This is a genomic window from Burkholderia sp. BCC1977 (genome assembly GCF_905339595.1).
In the GTDB taxonomy this organism is placed as follows: domain Bacteria; phylum Pseudomonadota; class Gammaproteobacteria; order Burkholderiales; family Burkholderiaceae; genus Burkholderia.
Map to the genome: position 1 here is coordinate 33,133 of NZ_CAJPGQ010000019.1, position 16,334 is coordinate 49,466.

General features: G+C 65.8%; 15 protein-coding genes. 9 read left to right on the forward strand and 6 right to left on the reverse strand.

The features are described 5' to 3' along the window. Positions 1–33: 33 nt before the first annotated feature. Together frmR and U5771_RS17400 are read right to left on the reverse strand one after the other, a co-directional pair. Entirely contained in the window at positions 34–309 is a 276-nt protein-coding gene (frmR, locus tag U5771_RS17395) for a formaldehyde-responsive transcriptional repressor FrmR (RefSeq protein ID WP_006753040.1), read from the reverse strand. 106 nt (positions 310–415) lie between these two features. Then, positions 416–1,378 (reverse strand): LysR substrate-binding domain-containing protein, encoded by a 963-nt coding sequence (locus tag U5771_RS17400; protein WP_322025119.1) that lies wholly within the window; start codon positions 1,376–1,378, stop codon positions 416–418. Between the two features lie 147 nt (positions 1,379–1,525). Here U5771_RS17400 and U5771_RS17405 point away from each other — a divergent pair, with 147 nt between their 5' ends. The 3 genes from U5771_RS17405 to U5771_RS17415 are packed head-to-tail and all read left to right on the forward strand — an operon-like array spanning position 1,526 to position 4,781. Next, complete coding sequence (locus tag U5771_RS17405) at positions 1,526–2,695, forward strand: M20 aminoacylase family protein (RefSeq protein ID WP_322025120.1); 1,170 nt, start codon at positions 1,526–1,528, stop codon at positions 2,693–2,695. A 52-nt stretch (positions 2,696–2,747) separates the two neighbouring features. Beyond that, positions 2,748–3,542: an ABC transporter substrate-binding protein gene (locus U5771_RS17410; RefSeq protein WP_322025121.1), complete on the forward strand. Its 795-nt coding sequence runs from the start codon at positions 2,748–2,750 to the stop codon at positions 3,540–3,542. Between the two features lie 54 nt (positions 3,543–3,596). Beyond that, positions 3,597–4,781, forward strand: a complete 1,185-nt coding sequence (locus U5771_RS17415; RefSeq protein WP_322025122.1) for a porin — start codon at positions 3,597–3,599, stop codon at positions 4,779–4,781. An 84-nt stretch (positions 4,782–4,865) separates the two neighbouring features. On the opposite strand, the gene U5771_RS17420 is transcribed toward U5771_RS17415, so the two are convergent. Beyond that, positions 4,866–5,426: a LysR substrate-binding domain-containing protein gene (locus U5771_RS17420; RefSeq protein ID WP_322025123.1), complete on the reverse strand. Its 561-nt coding sequence runs from the start codon at positions 5,424–5,426 to the stop codon at positions 4,866–4,868. On the opposite strand from U5771_RS17420, the gene U5771_RS17425 reads away from it, so the two are divergent. Together U5771_RS17425 and U5771_RS17430 are read left to right on the forward strand one after the other, a co-directional pair. Next, complete coding sequence (locus tag U5771_RS17425) at positions 5,425–6,171, forward strand: carbon-nitrogen hydrolase family protein (RefSeq protein WP_322025124.1); 747 nt, start codon at positions 5,425–5,427, stop codon at positions 6,169–6,171. The genes U5771_RS17420 and U5771_RS17425 overlap by 2 nt on opposite strands. A 115-nt stretch (positions 6,172–6,286) precedes the next feature. Then, complete coding sequence (locus U5771_RS17430) at positions 6,287–6,751, forward strand: VOC family protein (protein WP_322025125.1); 465 nt, start codon at positions 6,287–6,289, stop codon at positions 6,749–6,751. A 404-nt stretch (positions 6,752–7,155) separates the two neighbouring features. Here the strand turns inward: U5771_RS17430 and U5771_RS17435 are convergent, their stop codons facing one another. Together U5771_RS17435 and U5771_RS17440 are read right to left on the reverse strand one after the other, a co-directional pair. After that, positions 7,156–7,464 carry a hypothetical protein gene (locus tag U5771_RS17435; protein WP_322025126.1) on the reverse strand — a complete coding sequence of 103 codons (309 nt, stop codon included), beginning with the start codon at positions 7,462–7,464 and terminating at the stop codon, positions 7,156–7,158. A gap of 615 nt (positions 7,465–8,079) precedes the next feature. Continuing rightward, positions 8,080–10,539 (reverse strand): AsmA family protein, encoded by a 2,460-nt coding sequence (locus U5771_RS17440; protein WP_322025127.1) that lies wholly within the window; start codon positions 10,537–10,539, stop codon positions 8,080–8,082. A 298-nt stretch (positions 10,540–10,837) separates the two neighbouring features. Between U5771_RS17440 and U5771_RS35605 the strand changes: the two genes are divergently transcribed. The 3 genes from U5771_RS35605 to U5771_RS17455 all read left to right on the forward strand — a co-directional run bounded on the left by U5771_RS35605 (position 10,838) and on the right by U5771_RS17455 (position 13,619). Next, entirely contained in the window at positions 10,838–11,038 is a 201-nt protein-coding gene (locus U5771_RS35605; protein WP_415859410.1) for a BON domain-containing protein, read from the forward strand. Between the two features lie 558 nt (positions 11,039–11,596). Further along, positions 11,597–12,679 (forward strand): glycosyltransferase family 9 protein, encoded by a 1,083-nt coding sequence (locus U5771_RS17450; protein ID WP_322025128.1) that lies wholly within the window; start codon positions 11,597–11,599, stop codon positions 12,677–12,679. After that, on the forward strand, positions 12,669–13,619 hold the full coding sequence (locus U5771_RS17455; RefSeq protein WP_322025129.1) for a glycosyltransferase: 951 nt from the start codon (positions 12,669–12,671) through the stop codon (positions 13,617–13,619). The genes U5771_RS17450 and U5771_RS17455 overlap by 11 nt, the downstream gene beginning before the upstream one ends. A 12-nt stretch (positions 13,620–13,631) precedes the next feature. Here U5771_RS17455 and U5771_RS17460 read toward each other — a convergent pair whose 3' ends face one another. Beyond that, complete coding sequence (locus tag U5771_RS17460) at positions 13,632–14,612, reverse strand: sigma-54 dependent transcriptional regulator (protein ID WP_322025130.1); 981 nt, start codon at positions 14,610–14,612, stop codon at positions 13,632–13,634. Between the two features lie 284 nt (positions 14,613–14,896). Here U5771_RS17460 and U5771_RS17465 point away from each other — a divergent pair, with 284 nt between their 5' ends. Then, the gene (locus U5771_RS17465) at positions 14,897–16,291 is read left to right on the forward strand and encodes a sigma-54 dependent transcriptional regulator (protein WP_322025131.1); all 1,395 of its coding nucleotides are present in this window, start codon (positions 14,897–14,899) and stop codon (positions 16,289–16,291) included. Positions 16,292–16,334 lie beyond the last annotated feature (43 nt).

The following is a 16,334-nucleotide window of genomic DNA, read 5'->3' on the forward strand; positions in this document are numbered from 1 at the left end:
CGAATGGATCGGACGTCGACGATCCTGCATGGGTCAGCGCAAGTAGGACCGGACGAGGGTCACGATATCGTCGATCGATCCGGACGAGGGCCGCGGGGCGTCCGCGAGCTGGGTGAATTCCTCGCGCAAATGGCTTTCGAGCACGCCGGCCATCACGCCGTTGATCGCGCCGCGGATGGCAGCCAGTTGCTGAAGTATCGGACCACAGTCCGCACCCTCCTCGAGCGCTTGCTCGAGCGCGTTCAGTTGCCCGCGAACACGGCGCACGCGGGTCAGGACGCGTTTCTTTTCTTCGGGGGAATGCGGCATGGGTCAGGTGGTTTCCGGATACTGGGGGGCAGTATAGAACAATGTGGCGTGGAGGTATACGGGATCGCTGCCGGGCAGGCGCCGCGCGCGCCGGGCCGGCACCCCGTCAGATCAGCAGCGTGAGCGTGCGGAACAGCGCAAGATCCTCGTTGCGCGCCGAGCGCGCATGCCGCCGGATCACCTGCAGCAGGCAGTCGATGAAGCAGCGCGCGGCGTCGCTCAGCGTGCTGCTGCGGCGCGTGACGATGCCGAGTTCGCTCGGCTCGAAGGTCTCCTTCAGCGACAGCACGCGCATCCGCTCGCCGAACGGCGGCACCGCCGCGAGGATCGTCGGGCACCACGTGCACATGCCGGCCTGCTCCAGCATCGTCTGCAGCATCGCGACCGACTGCGCGCGCACGATGCGCCGTTCGTCGATCTGCGCGCCGTGCCGCGTGAACAGGTAGTCGACGAGCGCGGCCTGGCCGTCGGCCGACGAATTCAGCACCCAGTCGCAATCGAGCAGCTCATGGACCGACTTCGCGCGTTCGCGCGGATGCCCGGCGCGCACCATCACCGACGTCTCGTAGCGCAGCAGCGGCTCGAACGCGAACTCCTGCGCGCCGCCGCCGGCCTGCACGTGGCCGAGCGCGAAATCCATGCTGCCGTCGCGCAGCAGCGGTTGCGCGACGGCCATCAGCGCTTCGTACAGTTCGAGGCGCACGTCGGGCATCCGCTCGCGAAACTGCAGCACGGTTTCGGCGAGGAACGTCATCGTCAGCCACGGCGTGACGCCGACGCTCAGTCGCCCCTCGACGCGCCCGCGCATCCGTTCGAGATCGCTTTGCGCATGCTCGAGCTGCTTGAGCACGAGCTTCGCGTGGGTGAGCAAGGTCTTCCCGTATTCGGTGAAGCCGATGCCTTCCGGTGCGCGCACCAGCAGCGGCAGGCGCTCGCTGGCCTCCAGCTCGCGCAGCGCGCGCGTGACGGCCGCCTGCGACAGCCCGAGCGTGCGCGCCGCGCCGCGGATGCTCCCGGCCTCCGCGCTCGCGACGAGCGCCTGCAGCTGATGCAGCTTGATCGTGCTCATGGTGCGAAAGGGTCCGATAGCTGACAACGAAAGGTTGTCATCATAACGAAACTGCGGCTGTTCGCCGACTTTTTCGCTACCTACGATCTCGCCAACGAACTGCCATTCCGGCATTCGTCACGCAGCACCTGGAGAGGAGTAACGGGGTTGGATCGATCACGCATTCCGCCTGAAATGGCGGCCATCGAGACGGAGATGATCGCGCTGCGCCATCGGCTGCACGCCCATCCGGAGCTCGGTTTCGAGGAACACGCGACGAGCGGGCTCGTCGCCGACTGCCTGACAACATGGGGTTATCGGGTCACGCGCGGCATCGGCGGCACCGGCGTGGTCGGCACGCTCACGCGCGGCGCCGGGAAGCGGCTCGGGCTGCGCGCGGACATGGATGCGTTGCCGATCCACGAGACGACCGGGCTGCCGCATGCGAGCCGGCACGACGGCGTGATGCACGCGTGCGGCCACGACGGCCATACGGCGATGCTGCTCGCGGCGGCCCGCTGCCTCGCCGAGCGCGGGCGCTTCAGCGGCACGCTGAACCTGATTTTCCAGCCGGCGGAGGAAGGGCTCGGCGGCGCGAAGCGGATGCTCGACGACGGGCTGTTCACGCAGTTTCCGTGCGATGCCGTGTTCGCGATGCACAACGTGCCGGGCCTGCCGGCCGGCGTGCTCGGCTTCTGCGACGGCCCGGCCATGGCGTCGGCCGACGAGGTGCGCGTGCGCGTGACCGGGCGCGGCGGCCATGGCGCGGCGCCGCACACGACGATCGATCCGGTGGTCGTGTGCGCGTCGATCGTGATGGCGCTGCAGACGGTCGTGTCGCGCAACGTAAATCCGCAGGAACTGGCGATCGTCACGACCGGCTCGATCCACGCGGGCACCGCATCGAACGTGATTCCGCCGCATGCGGATCTCGAGCTGAGCGTGCGCGCGCTGTCGCCGGACGTGCGTGCGCTGCTCGAACGGCGCATCCGCGCGATCGTGCACGGCCAGGCCGACAGCTATGGCGCGACGGCCGAGATCGACTATCGCCACGGCTATCCGGTGCTCGTCAATCATGCGGCGGAAACCGCGTTCGCCCGCGATGTGGCGCGCGAATGGGGCGGCGACGACGCGTTGATTCCGCATCTGCGGCCGATCGCGGCGAGCGAGGATTTCGCGTTCATGCTCGACGCGTGCCCGGGCAGCTACCTGTCGATCGGCAACGGCGACGGCGCGGCCGGCTGCGGGCTGCACCATCCCGGCTACGACTTCAACGATGCGTGCCTCGCGACGGGCGCGAGCTACTGGATCGCGCTCGCCGAGCGCTACCTCGCGTGACGCGGACGGACCGATTCGATTCACCTTCAACGATGGAACAAGGAGACTGGCAATGAAACAGTGGATGGCGGCGCTCGCGGTGGCGCTGACGGCAACGACGGTGGCAGGCGTCGCGCAGGCCGGCGACTGGACGGGCAAGGAGATCCGCCTCGCGGTCGATCCCACGTATCCGCCGCTCGAATACAAGCAGCCCGACGGCACGCTGACCGGCTTCGGGATCGACATCACGAACGCGTTGTGCGCGGAGCTGCATGCGCGCTGCGTGTGGGTCGAGTCGAGTTTCGACGGGATGATTCCGGGGCTGCTCGCGCGCAAGTTCGACGTGATCGCGTCGTCGATGACGATCACGCCGAAGCGGATGCAGCAGATCGCGTTCACGAACCGGATCTCGAATGCGCCGGCGCGGCTGATCGCGCGCAAGGGTTCGCCGCTGCTGCCGACGGCCGTGTCGCTGAAGGGCAAGCGGGTGGGCGTCGAGCAGGGCTCCGCGCAGGCCGACTATGCGATCGCGAACTGGCAGCCGGCCGGCGTGCAGATCGAGTCGTACCAGAACCAGGATCAGGTCTATGCCGATCTCGTGACGGGGCGGCTCGACGCGGCGTTCCAGGCGTCGATCGCGGCCAGCGACGGCTTCCTGAAGAAGACGCAGGGCAAGGACTTCATGTTCGTCGGCGCGGCGATCGACGACGCGAAGTACTTTGGGCAGGGCGACGGCCTCGGGCTGCGCAAGCAGGACACCGACCTGCGCGATGCCTTCAACCGCGCGCTGGCGACGATCCTCTCGAACGGCACGTACCAGCGGATCAACCGCAAGTACTTCGACTTCGACATCTACGGCACGAAGTAAGCGGCGCCGATCCGTATCGATCGGGTGGGGTCATCATATCAATAAGGAAAACGAATGAACTGGAGATTGTTTTTCGTCGCGATGCCGGCACTCTGTGCGGCGCCGGCCTTCGCGCAAGGCAGTGTCACGCTGTACGGGCTGATCGATGCGGGCATCGACTATACGAACAACGTCGGCGGCCACGGTGCATGGCAGATGGCGAGCGGCTTCGCGCAGGGCAGCCGCTGGGGATTGAAGGGCACCGAGGATCTCGGCGGCGGCTACAGCGCGCTGTTCCAGATCGAGAGCGGCTTCAACGTGAACAGCGGCACGCTCGCGCAGGGCGGCCGCATGTTCGGGCGGCAGGCTTACGTCGGGCTCGGCAGCACGCGCTACGGCACGCTGACGCTCGGCCGGCAATATGACGCGGTCGTCGACTATCTCGCGCCGACGACCGCGAACGGCAGCTGGGGCGTCTATCCGTTCTCGCATCCGCTCGACAACGACAACACCGGCAACACGTTCCGCGTGAACAACACGGTCAAGTACGCGAGCCCGGATTTTGCCGGCTTCTCGTTCGGCGGCACGTACAGCTTCAGCAACGACACCGGGTTCGCGAACAACCGGCAGTGGAGCGTCGGCGCGCAGTACGAGCAGGGCGGCCTGCTCGTCGGCGCGGCGTTCCTGAATGCGGACAACCCGGGCGCGACGGCCGGCGGCGCGATCGCGGGCTCGGGGTCGGTCGGCGCGGATGCGAACTTCGCGTCGGCGCGGCTGCGGATCTTCGGGGCGGGCGTCAATTACACGGCCGGGCCCGCGACGGTCGGGTTCGCCTATACGAACAGCAACGTCACGCGGCCAACCGCGAACGTCGGCTACCTGTTCGGCGACGAGACGATCGAACCCGTCACGGGGCCGCTCGCGGGCGGCACGGTCACGGCGATCAAGTACCAGAACTTCGAAGTGAACGGCAAATACCAGTTCACGCCGGCGTTCTTCGTGGGCGCGCAGTATGTGTATACGACCGTGCGCTACGACGCGACCACCGGCAGCGCGAAACCGAAGATCCATTCGATCGGGCTGATGGCCGACTACAACCTGTCGAAGCGCACCGACGTCTACCTGATGGGCGCGTACCAGCGGGTTGCCGGCGATGCGACCGGCTCGTCGCTCGATCAGGCGGTGATCCCGGGGGCGGCCGATCTGTCGTCGACGTCGAAGCAGCTGATGGTGCATGCGGGGATCCGGCACAAGTTCTGACGGGGCGGGCGGGATGGGCGGCGGCATGTCGACGCCGCCCGGAAGGGCGCGGCGGACGCTCGCACGTCGAGTCACGGCAGCCGCTCAGGCCGGGCGGGCCGCGCCCTTCCGGCTTTTCAGCGCCGCCTGCAATTGCTGGCAGTCGTGGTCCAGCTGGACGCGCAGCAGCTTCAGCAGCAACTTCGTGTGCCCGGACAACGGCTTGCCCGGACGGAAGATGATCTGATCCTGAAACGGCACATCGATCGAAAGACGCCTGATGACGAGCCCGCGCGGAATGAAGTCGCTGGCGGCAATCGGATGGACGAAGGGCAGTCCGACGCCGCAGCGCGCCAGCTCGCGGGCCGTGATCGAGTAAGGCCTCTCGACGATGGTGCGCAGCGTGATCCCGTCGTCGGCCAGCGTTTCTTCCAGCGCCTGCCGCGTGACGTCCTCCGCGTTCAGCGAAATGAAGTGATCCGACTGAAGGTCGGCCGGCGTGACGACGGTGCGACGCGCGAGCGGGTGGTCAGGCGCCATCGCGATCACGCCCGGCAGCGCACTGAAGATCGAATGTTCGAGCCCGGACGGCGACATCTCGCTCGCCATCAGACCGATATCGGCGCTGCCCGACTGAACCGTCTGCTGCACCTCGCGCGAACTCATGACCTGCAACGAGCGCTGGATGCCGAGCGAATCCAGGCGAGATCCGGCGAATCTCGCCCGACACGCTGTGTTCCTTCGGGTTGCGGCGGAACACGGTGTCCGGTATCTGGTGTTCCCGGAGCTGTCGCTGACGGGCTACGCGCTGCAGCTTGGCCGCGCGCTGGCGATGGACGCGGGCGATCCGCGACTGTTGCCCCTGCTGGCCGACGCGCAGCGACTGGGCGTGACCGCCGTCGTGGGGGCGCCGGTCCGAAGCGACGGCGGGTCCGACGTGTATATTGGCGCGTTCACGCTCGGCCCACGGGGCATCCAGGCACAGAGGAAGCAGCATCTGCATCCCGGTGAGGACGCGATGTTCGCCGCGGGCAGCGGCGGGCCCGCGACCGTCGTCGACGGGACCCCGATCGCGCTGGCGATTTGTGCCGACTTTTCGCATGCGAGCCATGCCGCCGATGCCGCGCAAGCGGGGGCGACGCTCTACGCCGCGAGCGCGCTGAGTACGGACCACGGGTACGCGCACGACACCGGGCTCCTGGCAGGCTACGCTGCCGAGCACGACATGGCCGTGCTGATGGCCAACCACGGCGGCGCGACCGGCGGCCGGGTGTCGGCCGGTCGTAGTGCGATCTGGGCGGAAGGCGGCGCACGGGTCGTCGCCGCGGCCGGCGCTGGAGACGCACTCGTGACGGCCACGCGGGAGACCCACGGCTGGACCGGGGCCGTCGTGGCGGTCGGCGCCGAGTAGCCCGCCGAGGCGCGAGCGTGCAGGTATTCAGCGGCGGTTGCGATTAGGCGGCCAGGCGGCCGGGCCGGCACGACTGCCGTGATGCGTGCGGTGCCGTTCACAGGGAGGAAGACCGATGGACCTGAAGTTCAGTCATGTCGACGTACTGGTGAAGGACCTCGCGCAGGCTTGCGCCTACTATGCTAAGGTCCTTGGCGCGCGGATTTCGAGCACGCTCGAATGGGCGCGCGACGGACTCCACGTGCGTTACGCGATCGTGATGGTCGGCGCCGAGCGGTTCATCCTGGTCCAGCCTCTCGCCGGAAACCTGAAGGCGCTCATGGACACGCATGGCGAAGGCACGATCTACCGTCATTGCTATGCCACGCCGGATATCGAGGCGGCCTACGACGAACTGGTGGCCGCCGGCGAGCAGCCGGAGGACGAAAACGGCCAGCCGCTATCGCGCGAGAATCTCACGTCGCCCAGTGGCGTTCGCATCCTGTGGCTGCCGAAGCGTGTCGGGCAATTCTCGATCGAAATCATCGACGCGCGCGAACTCGAGCGGTTCGTGGCCGATGCGTTTGCCGGCAGCGCGTGACGGCGCTTTCGGGCCGGTTGGCGCGTCCTCTACGCCCGCACGCCGACCCGATACCGCGTCGTGGCGGGCGGATCGCGCTGCGGCCTTTTCCATGCGCAATCCTCGCCGCTGACAACCACGTCGAAGCAGGCGGCACGCGGCTGGGTCCCATGCGGTGTGTCTCGATCGCATCATTGCCGGCGTTGCACATGCAACCGGCTGGCTGTATTGCCTGGCCTGTATTGCCTGGCATTGCGCGCTGGCCGCCGGCCCGGCGCAACCAACGAGTGGACGGGCGTTCGCGGCGATCTTCGCATCCGGAATGGACGCATCGGAGTAGGTGCGGCGTTCAACGGAAGCGGTGCGAAAGTACGCTGATTTCGAGCAGGAGCGGCTTCCCTGGTCCTTGCTCAGGCGGATGGTCGTCAGTATTCACCGTGCTCGTGTTCGTGCATGTGCTCGCGCCAGTGCCGGTGCTCGCGCCACGGATCACGTTCATGTGGATGACGGTGCATCCATTCGTCATGCTCCCAGTAGCGATTGCCGTCCCAATAGCGGTCGCCGTGCATGCCCAGCGTGATCGACACGCCCGGCGCCGGGGCGGAATATGGCTCTTCGTACCTCGGTTGCGGTGCAACGTAGACTTGCGCGAAGGTTGCGCCGGCCGCGGCGAGCGCGCAGCCTGCCAAGAGTGTCGCCAGAATCTGACGTATTGCAATTGTCATGGGGTTCATCGAGCTGTCCTCCGTCAAATACCTGAGTACGTATCAGCACGATGCGTTCCCATACGGAGCGGCAGCCTCTTCGCTCGCTATTTCAACCACGTCATCCGCGCCTCTGCGCCGCCAGGTCCGATCCGGTGCCGGAACGCACGATGTCGCCGTCGTCGCGGGCTGGACAGGCAAGCGCCGTGAGCCGCAGCGTGACGCGGAAAGGGAAGGATCCACGGAGCATGATGATGCGACGCGACAGCGCACTGGGACAAGGTACGCGACACAGTCGGCATTTCCGTTCCGATCCGACAAAGCAACACTTGCAGCGCATTGAAATGAAACGGGGGAAAAGGGCAAAAGTCTGACCGGCGGGAATCGAGTTGCGATCGAGGGACCGAGAATCGCTCGTTTTCGCAGTGCCCGACGTCGACCGGTACGCCTTGGAGAGCGAGCGATCGGCGGACGGGGACAGTTGGGATGGATCGGTCTGCGCGGAACCGGCGGTGGTGCAGACAGGCGTCGCCGCTCGGATACAGACGGATGCGGTGGTGCGGCAGGACACGGATGACCCAGTGTGCTTGCAGACCGCAGGCCCTCCGGCGTCGCCCTTGCCGGCGACACGCAATTCACGAATGTTCAGGGCGATTTCCTGGCGCCGCCCGGATTCGAGGCCGGCCCCGTGGGCGGCGGCAGCACACCGCTGGCGGCTTCTCCCGTGTGTCCGGCACCTCGCAGCCCCAAGGGTCCGGAAGCCGCCTTCAGGTACTCCGGCGTCCCTGTCGCCTTCTGTCGTGCGCCCGGCGGCGGCGCGGTCGCCCGCTTTTCCATATCGGCGAGCATCTGCTGGCACGGCAATGGTCGGTTGTTGCTCGGCTGAAGCAGCGCGATGAGCGACGCGAGCGGATTGAGCAACCCCAATCCGACCGCCACCCCGCCGCGTGCAATCAGCGCGCCTGGCTGGACGCCGACGTGCGGCTGCTTGAAGGTCCCGCGGACATACAACGGCGAGCGCAGCGAAATCACCCGGAAGCCTTTGGTATGCGGGTGTATCCGCAGATTCATCGTCTCGTCGCGCATGTTGATGTTGCCATCCATGTCGATCACGGCGTCGTCGGTGTCGAGTGCGAATACGCGCGAATCAAACACGCCATTGGTCGCAACCAGATCGGCCGCCGCACAATTGATCTTCACGTCCCGCTGACCGAAAAGCTTCTCGTACACCACATTCGCGACATTCAATCCCGCCGCCTCCATCAGCAGCCGGCTGACCGCGCCATCGGTGACCAGCGTCTTTACCTCGCCGTTGGCGCTCGCCGCGATTGCTGCCGGCGAGTTGCCCGTCGCCGACAGCGCCACGTCGCCGTTGATCTCGCCCAGGCTCGTCTGCATCACCGCGAAGGACGGAAAGAGTTGCTTGAGCCGCAGGTGCCGCGCTTGCATCGAGACGCGTGCCTTCAGGGGTATTGCGTTGCTGTCCAGATGCATCGTCGTGGCCAGTGTGCCGCCGGCGACGCCAAAATTCAGCGGCTCGAGCGTCAGCACGCCGTCGTGCAGGACGACGTGGGCGTACAGCGCCGTGACAGGCAGGTTGGCGTTCTTGATGATGCGCCGTCCGGTGAACGCGACATCCGCGTCGATCGCTTTCCATCGCTCGGTACGGAACGCCTCGACCGGTAACGCCTTGTCGGCGGGCTGGTTTGCCGCCGCGCCGCGGCGCGTCTTGTTCGCGTTCGAGTCCGCGCCGATGATCGGCGCGAGATCGGCGAACTGAAGCAGATTCGACGCGACCTTCCCGGACAACGCAGGCCTCGGTTGGCGCGCCTCGTACGTCAAGGCCCCGCTCAGATCGCTGTTGCCCACGCGCCCGGTGAAATTCTCGTACTTGAAGACGTTTCCCGTTTCACGAAACTGGCCGATCAGGCGGCCCTCGGTTGCAAACGGGCGCGTGTCCGGCAGCGTGACGCCGCTTATCTCGTAGAGATGCGCCATGCTGACTCCCGCCAGCCAAAGGCGCAAGTCGAGCGCCGCCAGGTGCGCCGGATCGGTCAGCGTGCCGACCAGCGCGATACGCGTGTCGCCTATGCGCACACTCGCTTGCACCGGGAACGGCCGCCGCGTGTCCTGCAAGGCAAGCACACCGCCAACCTTCCCGCTGCCGCTCACCGCCATCTTTTTGTACGTTCCGTTGACAGTCCAGCCAATCGCATAAGTAGCGCTCGAGCCTTGAGCAGAAGTCGCGCCCGCGCTGCTCGCGGCGAATGCCGCGGCAGCCCCGGAGGATTCGGAAGTCGCCGAGGTCGCGGAAGGCGAGGGCGCCGGCGCTACCGACGATGCACCGGCGCCGGCAGGAGCGCCTGATGCCTTCGACGCGCCCGGCGCGGTTTTCGCGTGCACTTGTGCGCTGAGCTTCGTGGCGTTCTCGCTACCGACCACCCCCGCCGATTCCTTGCGTGAGCTTTTTTCCTGCTGCCTGAGCACGTCGCCGAACGGAATCGGTTGCCCGAGCGTATCGATCGCTGCCTTCATGTCGGCACGCTTGAACTCGTCGTAATAGGCGACACTGCCTGTCATGAATGCAATGTCATGCAGATCGAGCGTCCACCTGCCCGGCCTGGCGGAAGATTTCAGGTTAAAGGTCCAGTTCACGCGCCCGTCCTTCAGGCGTTCGAGATCGACCGACGGATTCACGAGCTCGATCGTCGGAATGACGATGCGCTTGTCCATCAGCGGTAGCGCGGCCACGTCGAAGCTGATGGCGTCGAGCGTGGCGAAATCCTTCGAGCGTGCCCAGTCGGGGTTCGCGATCACGATGTTGCGCGCGGTAAATCTCGGCCACGGTACCCAGGCACGCCAACCGCGCTCGAACGGCGGCCGGTGCCAGTTCACGCGAAGCTCCCCGTTGATCGAAAATGATCGGCCGATCGATTCGGATACCTTGTCATCGATCCAAGGGCGAGCGCGGTTCCAGTCAAATGTCTGGACAACGACCGCCAGCACGCCGGCCACCACGGCGACGGTCACGACAAACCATGCGACAGCCGTGCCGAACGTGCGTGCGATGCGCATTGTCCCCTCCCGGTTGCCCACGATGGACATGTACGCAGCAATCCGTGTTCCCGCCCCCGGGGGGAGATGCGCGCGGCGTGCGGCTTGCGCGACCGCCTGTTGCCTGTTGCTTCTGCTGCACGGCGTTGCGTGGACAGGATCGGGTGGACAGTTACGGTGGGTGTGGCGACACCCGCCACCGCGGCGGCCAATTTGGCAGCGCGGCCCGATTCTTCGACGAGGAGCGGAATGATGGCGGCGCGCCGGACTTGCCGCATTTCTGTCGCATTTCGGCGGCCCGGCCGTCGAACGGAGTGTCCCGCGCAGACGTCGGGGACCGAAAGGCTGCATGCGCTCGGACGAGCCTATTCGCGAGGACGTTTGTGAACGACTCGCTGACGACCTTGACATCGACGTGAGCGACGTCAGCGTTCAGATGCATGATGGTCGGGTTGAGCTTGACGGCACCGTACCGTTGCGTTGGATGAAGCACGGCATCGAAGAGATGGCCGACAGTTGCATGTGCGTGCGCGACGTCGAATCCGGGTGAGGGTGCGTCGCGACGACCACCACCTGCCGCCGCAAATGTTGCGCCCTGATCAACGGACCGTCGCGCCGACACGGCATCCTGCCGGGCCGGAACCGGACGGTAGCCGCACCGCCGACATTCACCCCGATACATTCACCGCGATACATTCGCCCCGATAACCCGCGATTGCGGGCGCCGCACGCGTGCCGCGGGGCCAGTCCGCCGCACGGCGTCGTGCCGTGCCTTCGCGCAGTCGTCAGGCGCTGCACGGATGCGACACCGGGCAAGAACGTACGTCAGGCACGGACTGGGCGAATTTACAGCCTGGTTATAAAAACGCCGCGACGCGCCCGGCGATCGATACGTCACGCCCATGCCGTCGCCGGGCCGGGCGTGCCGACGGGCTGGCATGGAAATCGCTGATTCTCGTTCGGCGACGCTGGCCTCGACAGACGTCGCCTGTTGCGATCCTTCAACAGAGATGCATGAACTGGACCCTTGCTCCAGCGAGCCTGCCGTTCGCGGGCAAGCACGCGTGCGTCACGGGCCGCGGGCGCTGCATTTCAGGGTGCTGTTCTTATGACATATGATCCTCCGTTGCCGGACTCCGTTGGCCGGCCCCGCATCGCGGTGTTCCGGGCGTTGCAACTTGGCGAGATGCTGTGTGCGGTTCCGGCGCTGCGTGCATTACGGCGCGGTGAACCGAACGCGCGCATCACGTTGATCGGTTTGCCATGGGCGCGCGAATTCGCATCACGATTTGGCGAATATATCGACGATTTCATCAGGTTTCCGGGTGGGCCGGGCCTCGTCGAGCAGGCCGAGCCCGATGCCGAGCAAGCAGACTTGTTTCGTTCGACATGCCGCGCGCGCGGGTTCGATCTCGCGCTCCAGCTTCACGGCAGCGGCGAGCACGCGAACGCGCTCGTCGCATCGCTCGGCGCGGCGCGCACCGCGGGTTTCGCGCCGGCCAACGGCCGCGCCGCGGCGCTCGACCATGCGATTCCGTGGCCCGCCGACCAGCCGGAGATCACGCGGTCTCTGCAGCTCATGCGCAGTCTCGGCTACGACGACTGGGGCGACTATCTCGAGTTTCCGCTCGGCGGCCTCGACTACGCGATCTGGCAAGTGCTCGGCGAGAAGCACGGGCTGACGCCCGGCCGCTATGCAGTCGTCCATCCGGGCGCGCGGATGCCGGCGCGGCGCTGGCCGGTCGAGCGTTTTGCCGGGGTCGCACGCTGGCTCGCGGAGCACGGTCTTCAGATCGTGCTGACCGGCACGCGCGGCGAAGCGGAATTCGCGACGGAGTTTGTCGCGGCCCTCGGGCAGCCATGCATCAATCTTTGCGGCGGCACGCCGCTCGGCGCGCTCGCGGCACTGATCGGCCGCTCGCGGCTGCTCCTCTGCAACGATACGGGCGTCTCTTACATCGCGGCGGCGCTCGGCACGCCGAGCATCGTCATCGCCTGCGGCAGCGATGTCGACCGCTGGGCGCCGTTCGATCGCGAGCGGCATCGCGTACTGGCGGTCTATCCGGCCTGCCGGCCGTGCATGTTCGATACGTGCCCCTATGAGCACGTTTGCGCGACCGCGATCGGCGTCGACGAGGTGATCGGCCACGCTTACCAGCTGCTCTGCAAGGAGGCGCGCCATGCACGGTAAGCGGCTGCGCGTACTGACCTGGCACGTGCGCAGCAACTACCTCTACTACCTGTCACAGGTGCCGCACGAATTCTTCGTCGTGACGAAGCCGCAGCGTCCGCCGGGCTATGCGGGGCTCATCGGTCATCTTCCGTGGGGCGACAACGTGCATGAATTACCGCCGGAATGCGTGCGTGACACGGTGTTCGACTGCGTGCTCTATCAGCATCACCGGCATTATCTGCATGATCGCCTGAATTTCTTGAGTGACACGCAGCGCGCGTTGCCCGCGCTGTTCGTCGAACACGACCCGCCGCGCGGGCACCCGACGGATACGCTGCATCCGGTGCAGGATCCGAACGTGCTGCTCGTGCATGTCACGCCGTACAATGCGCTGATGTGGGACAACGGCATCACGCCGACCCGCGTGATCGAATATGGGGTGCGGATTCCGGATGACGTGGCATATCGCGGCACATTGCCGAAAGGCGTGACGCTGGTCAACCATCTTGCGAGCCGTGGGCGGCGGCTCGGCGCGGACCTGTTCGATATCGTGCGGCGCAGCGTGCCGCTCGATCTCGTCGGCCTGGGTACATCCGAACTCGGCGGCATCGGCGAGGTGCCGTATCTGACGCTGCCGCACTTCCTGTCGCACTACCGGTTCTATTTCAATCCGATTCGCTATACGAGCCTCGGGCTCACGATGATCGAGGCGATGATGATCGGCTTGCCGATCGTCGCATTCGCGACGACCGAGGTGGCCCTGCTCGTGAAGTCCGGGCACAACGGTGTCGCCGATACGCGTCCCGCGGTGCTGATCGATGCGATGCATGCCCTGATTCGCAATCCGGCACTCGCGCGCGCGTTGGGTGCCGTCGCCCGGCAGGATGCGTTCGCGCGCTTCGGCATTGCGCGGTTCGTGCAGGAGTGGGATGCCGTGCTGCTCGAAGTCGCAACCTGACGCGATACGCGTTCAGCGCCCGGTTGTGGACGGGTCGCGTTCGTGTTCGTGTTCGGGAATCAACGCAAGCCGGTTGTACAGGGTCTTGAGGCTGATTCCAAGTGCCTTCGCGGTGCGCGGTTTGTCGCCGTTGAAATGCTGGAGCGATGCAACGATGAAGCGCTGCTGGGCTTGCAGCAGCTTCGTGCCGAAATACAATGTCATCTCGTTCTTGCGAACCTCGTCGCGCGGAAGCAGCCGGCGCGGCAGATACAATTCGATCTGCTCGTCAGCGAGGATGAAGGCGCGTTCGACCACGTTGCGCAGTTCGCGCACGTTGCCGGGCCACGAGTATGCGAGCAATGCCTTCAAAGCCTGGCTCGAGAGCCGCTTGTGCGTGCAATTCCGCGCGTTCAACCGGTCGACGAGTGCCTGCGCGATGTCGCCGACGTCCTTGTCGCGCTGCCGAAGCGCCGGGACATGCAATGCGATCCCGGCGATCCGGTAGAACAGGTCCTCGCGCAAGCGACCTTCCCGGACGGCTGCCACCGGATCATGATGGGTGGCCGCGATGATGCGGACGTCGACTGGAACGGGTTCGTTGCCGCCCACCCGCGTGATCGTGTTCGATTCGAGCGTGCGCAACAGCTTCACCTGCAGTTCGGCCGGCATTTCGGCAATCTCGTCGAGAAACAGCGTCCCGCCGCGTGCCGCTTCAAAAAAACCGATGTTCTGCGATGTCGCGCCGGTGAAACTGCCTTTTTCGTGACCGAACAATTGCGACTCCGCAATATCCGGCGGAATTGCACCGCAATTGACCGGAACGAACGGACCACGCCGTCGCGTACTCATGTTGTGCAAGAGTCGGGCAACGATATCCTTGCCGGCACCGCTCTCGCCGACAATGAGAACGCTGGCATGTGTCGTCGCAACCTTCGCGACTTTCCGTAACAAGGTCTGGATCGAGCGGGAGGAGCCGAGCAGTCGCTCGCCACGATTGTCGGGTCTCGGCATGGCGAAATATCTGACGAAAAATTGATCGATTTCCCCATCGAAAGCATAGTGATTTCCGTCGTGACCGGCATTGAATCTTGCAATGCATGGCGCGCGAACGGATAGATTCGATCGATCGCCGGAAAAGAGCGACGTCAGCTTCTATACTTCAAAGCGTCATGTCGCGTCGACGCGGCATCCATCACGTCACGATTTTCCGCCCCATCCTGGCCGGCGCCGACCGGTGCTGCATGCGTCTGGACACGTGCCAGGACGCATGTCGTATCGTAACCATGGGAGCCACGATGCCGTACGTCCTGATCGTCGAAGACGATGCCGATACTCGCGCGATGCTGGCGGCGCTCGCGAAGTCGCAGCAGTTGTCGTGCGATACCGCGGCGACGCTCGAGCAGGCCAGGACGCTGATCAGTACGCATACGCCGGATCTCGTGCTGTGCGACCTCGTGCTGCCCGACGGCAACGGCATGGCGCTGTTCGACGCGCTGCCGAAACATGCGCACTGCGAAATGGTGCTGACCACGGGCCACGCGAGTCTCGAAACCGCCATCGATGCGCTGCGTCGAGGCGCGACCGACTATCTCGTGAAGCCGGTCAACATGCAGCGGCTCAGCAGCATTTTCGCGCGCGTCCCGCGCGCGGGCGCACTGCACGAGGAAATCGCCGAACTGCGTTCGGAGCTGAAGCGCCTCGGTCGCTTCGGTCACATGCTCGGCCGTTCGCCGCCGATGCAGGCGATGTACGACGCGATCGGCCGCGTTGCGCGCACCGAGGCGTCGGTGTTGCTGACGGGCGAGTCGGGCACCGGCAAGGAACTGGCCGCCCGGACGCTGCACGATCTCAGCCTGCGGCGACGCGGCCCGTTTCTCGCCATCAATTGCGGCGCAATCGCGGCCAATCTCGTGGAGAGCGAGATGTTCGGCCACGATCGCGGCAGCTTCACCGGGGCCGATCGCCAGCACAAGGGATTCTTCGAACGCGCCGACGGTGGCACGCTGCTTCTCGACGAAATCACCGAAATGCCGATGGAGTCGCAGGTGAAATTGCTGCGCGTGCTGGAGACCGGTCAGCTGACACGGCTCGGTTCGACGCGCGAGATCGATGTCGACGTGCGGATCATCGCGGCGACGAACCGCGATCCTGAAGCCGCGATGGCCGACGGCAAGCTACGGCCCGATCTCTATCACCGGATCAACGTGTTCCCGATCGCACTGCCGCCGCTCCGGGAGCGGGGCGACGATATTCCGATGCTTGCCGATGCATTTCTGCAGGGCTTCAACGAGGAGAGCGGACGCCATCAGTGCTTCGGGCCGGCTGCGCGCACGATGCTGAAAACGTATGCGTGGCCCGGCAACGTGCGCGAGCTGCGCAATTTCGTCCAGCGCGCAAGCATATTCTGCGATGCCGACGTGATCGAAACGCTGCCGCCGCCAATCATGGTCGAACTCTCGGCGATGGTTGATCCGCAAGACGATCAGGTTACCGTGCCGTTCGGCACGTCGCTGCAGGAAGTCGACCGCCAGTTGATCGAGGGGACGATCGCGCAGTGCGGCGGCGTCAAGGCCCAGGCTGCCGAACTGCTCGACGTCAGCCTGAAGACGATTTACAACCGCCTCGCGCAGATCGAGGGCTCGTCGGCCGAATCCGTGGAAAAAACGCCCGCGGACAAGCCGGATACGTGATGGGTCGGCGCGCACGCATGCCGCGGTGTCGTCGCCAGACGCA

Coding starts and splice junctions, on each gene's coding strand:
- frmR (WP_006753040.1), bottom strand. CDS start 309: ATGCCGCATTCCCCCGAAGAAAAGAAACGCGTCCTGACCCGCGTGCGC.
- U5771_RS17460 (WP_322025130.1), bottom strand. CDS start 14,612: ATGCCGAGACCCGACAATCGTGGCGAGCGACTGCTCGGCTCCTCCCGC.
- U5771_RS17430 (WP_322025125.1), top strand. CDS start 6,287: ATGGACCTGAAGTTCAGTCATGTCGACGTACTGGTGAAGGACCTCGCG.
- U5771_RS17435 (WP_322025126.1), bottom strand. CDS start 7,464: ATGAACCCCATGACAATTGCAATACGTCAGATTCTGGCGACACTCTTG.
- U5771_RS17400 (WP_322025119.1), bottom strand. CDS start 1,378: ATGAGCACGATCAAGCTGCATCAGCTGCAGGCGCTCGTCGCGAGCGCG.
- U5771_RS17415 (WP_322025122.1), top strand. CDS start 3,597: ATGAACTGGAGATTGTTTTTCGTCGCGATGCCGGCACTCTGTGCGGCG.
- U5771_RS35605 (WP_415859410.1), top strand. CDS start 10,838: ATGCGCTCGGACGAGCCTATTCGCGAGGACGTTTGTGAACGACTCGCT.
- U5771_RS17410 (WP_322025121.1), top strand. CDS start 2,748: ATGAAACAGTGGATGGCGGCGCTCGCGGTGGCGCTGACGGCAACGACG.
- U5771_RS17420 (WP_322025123.1), bottom strand. CDS start 5,426: ATGAGTTCGCGCGAGGTGCAGCAGACGGTTCAGTCGGGCAGCGCCGAT.
- U5771_RS17465 (WP_322025131.1), top strand. CDS start 14,897: ATGCCGTACGTCCTGATCGTCGAAGACGATGCCGATACTCGCGCGATG.
- U5771_RS17440 (WP_322025127.1), bottom strand. CDS start 10,539: ATGTCCATCGTGGGCAACCGGGAGGGGACAATGCGCATCGCACGCACG.
- U5771_RS17425 (WP_322025124.1), top strand. CDS start 5,425: ATGACCTGCAACGAGCGCTGGATGCCGAGCGAATCCAGGCGAGATCCG.
- U5771_RS17455 (WP_322025129.1), top strand. CDS start 12,669: ATGCACGGTAAGCGGCTGCGCGTACTGACCTGGCACGTGCGCAGCAAC.
- U5771_RS17450 (WP_322025128.1), top strand. CDS start 11,597: ATGACATATGATCCTCCGTTGCCGGACTCCGTTGGCCGGCCCCGCATC.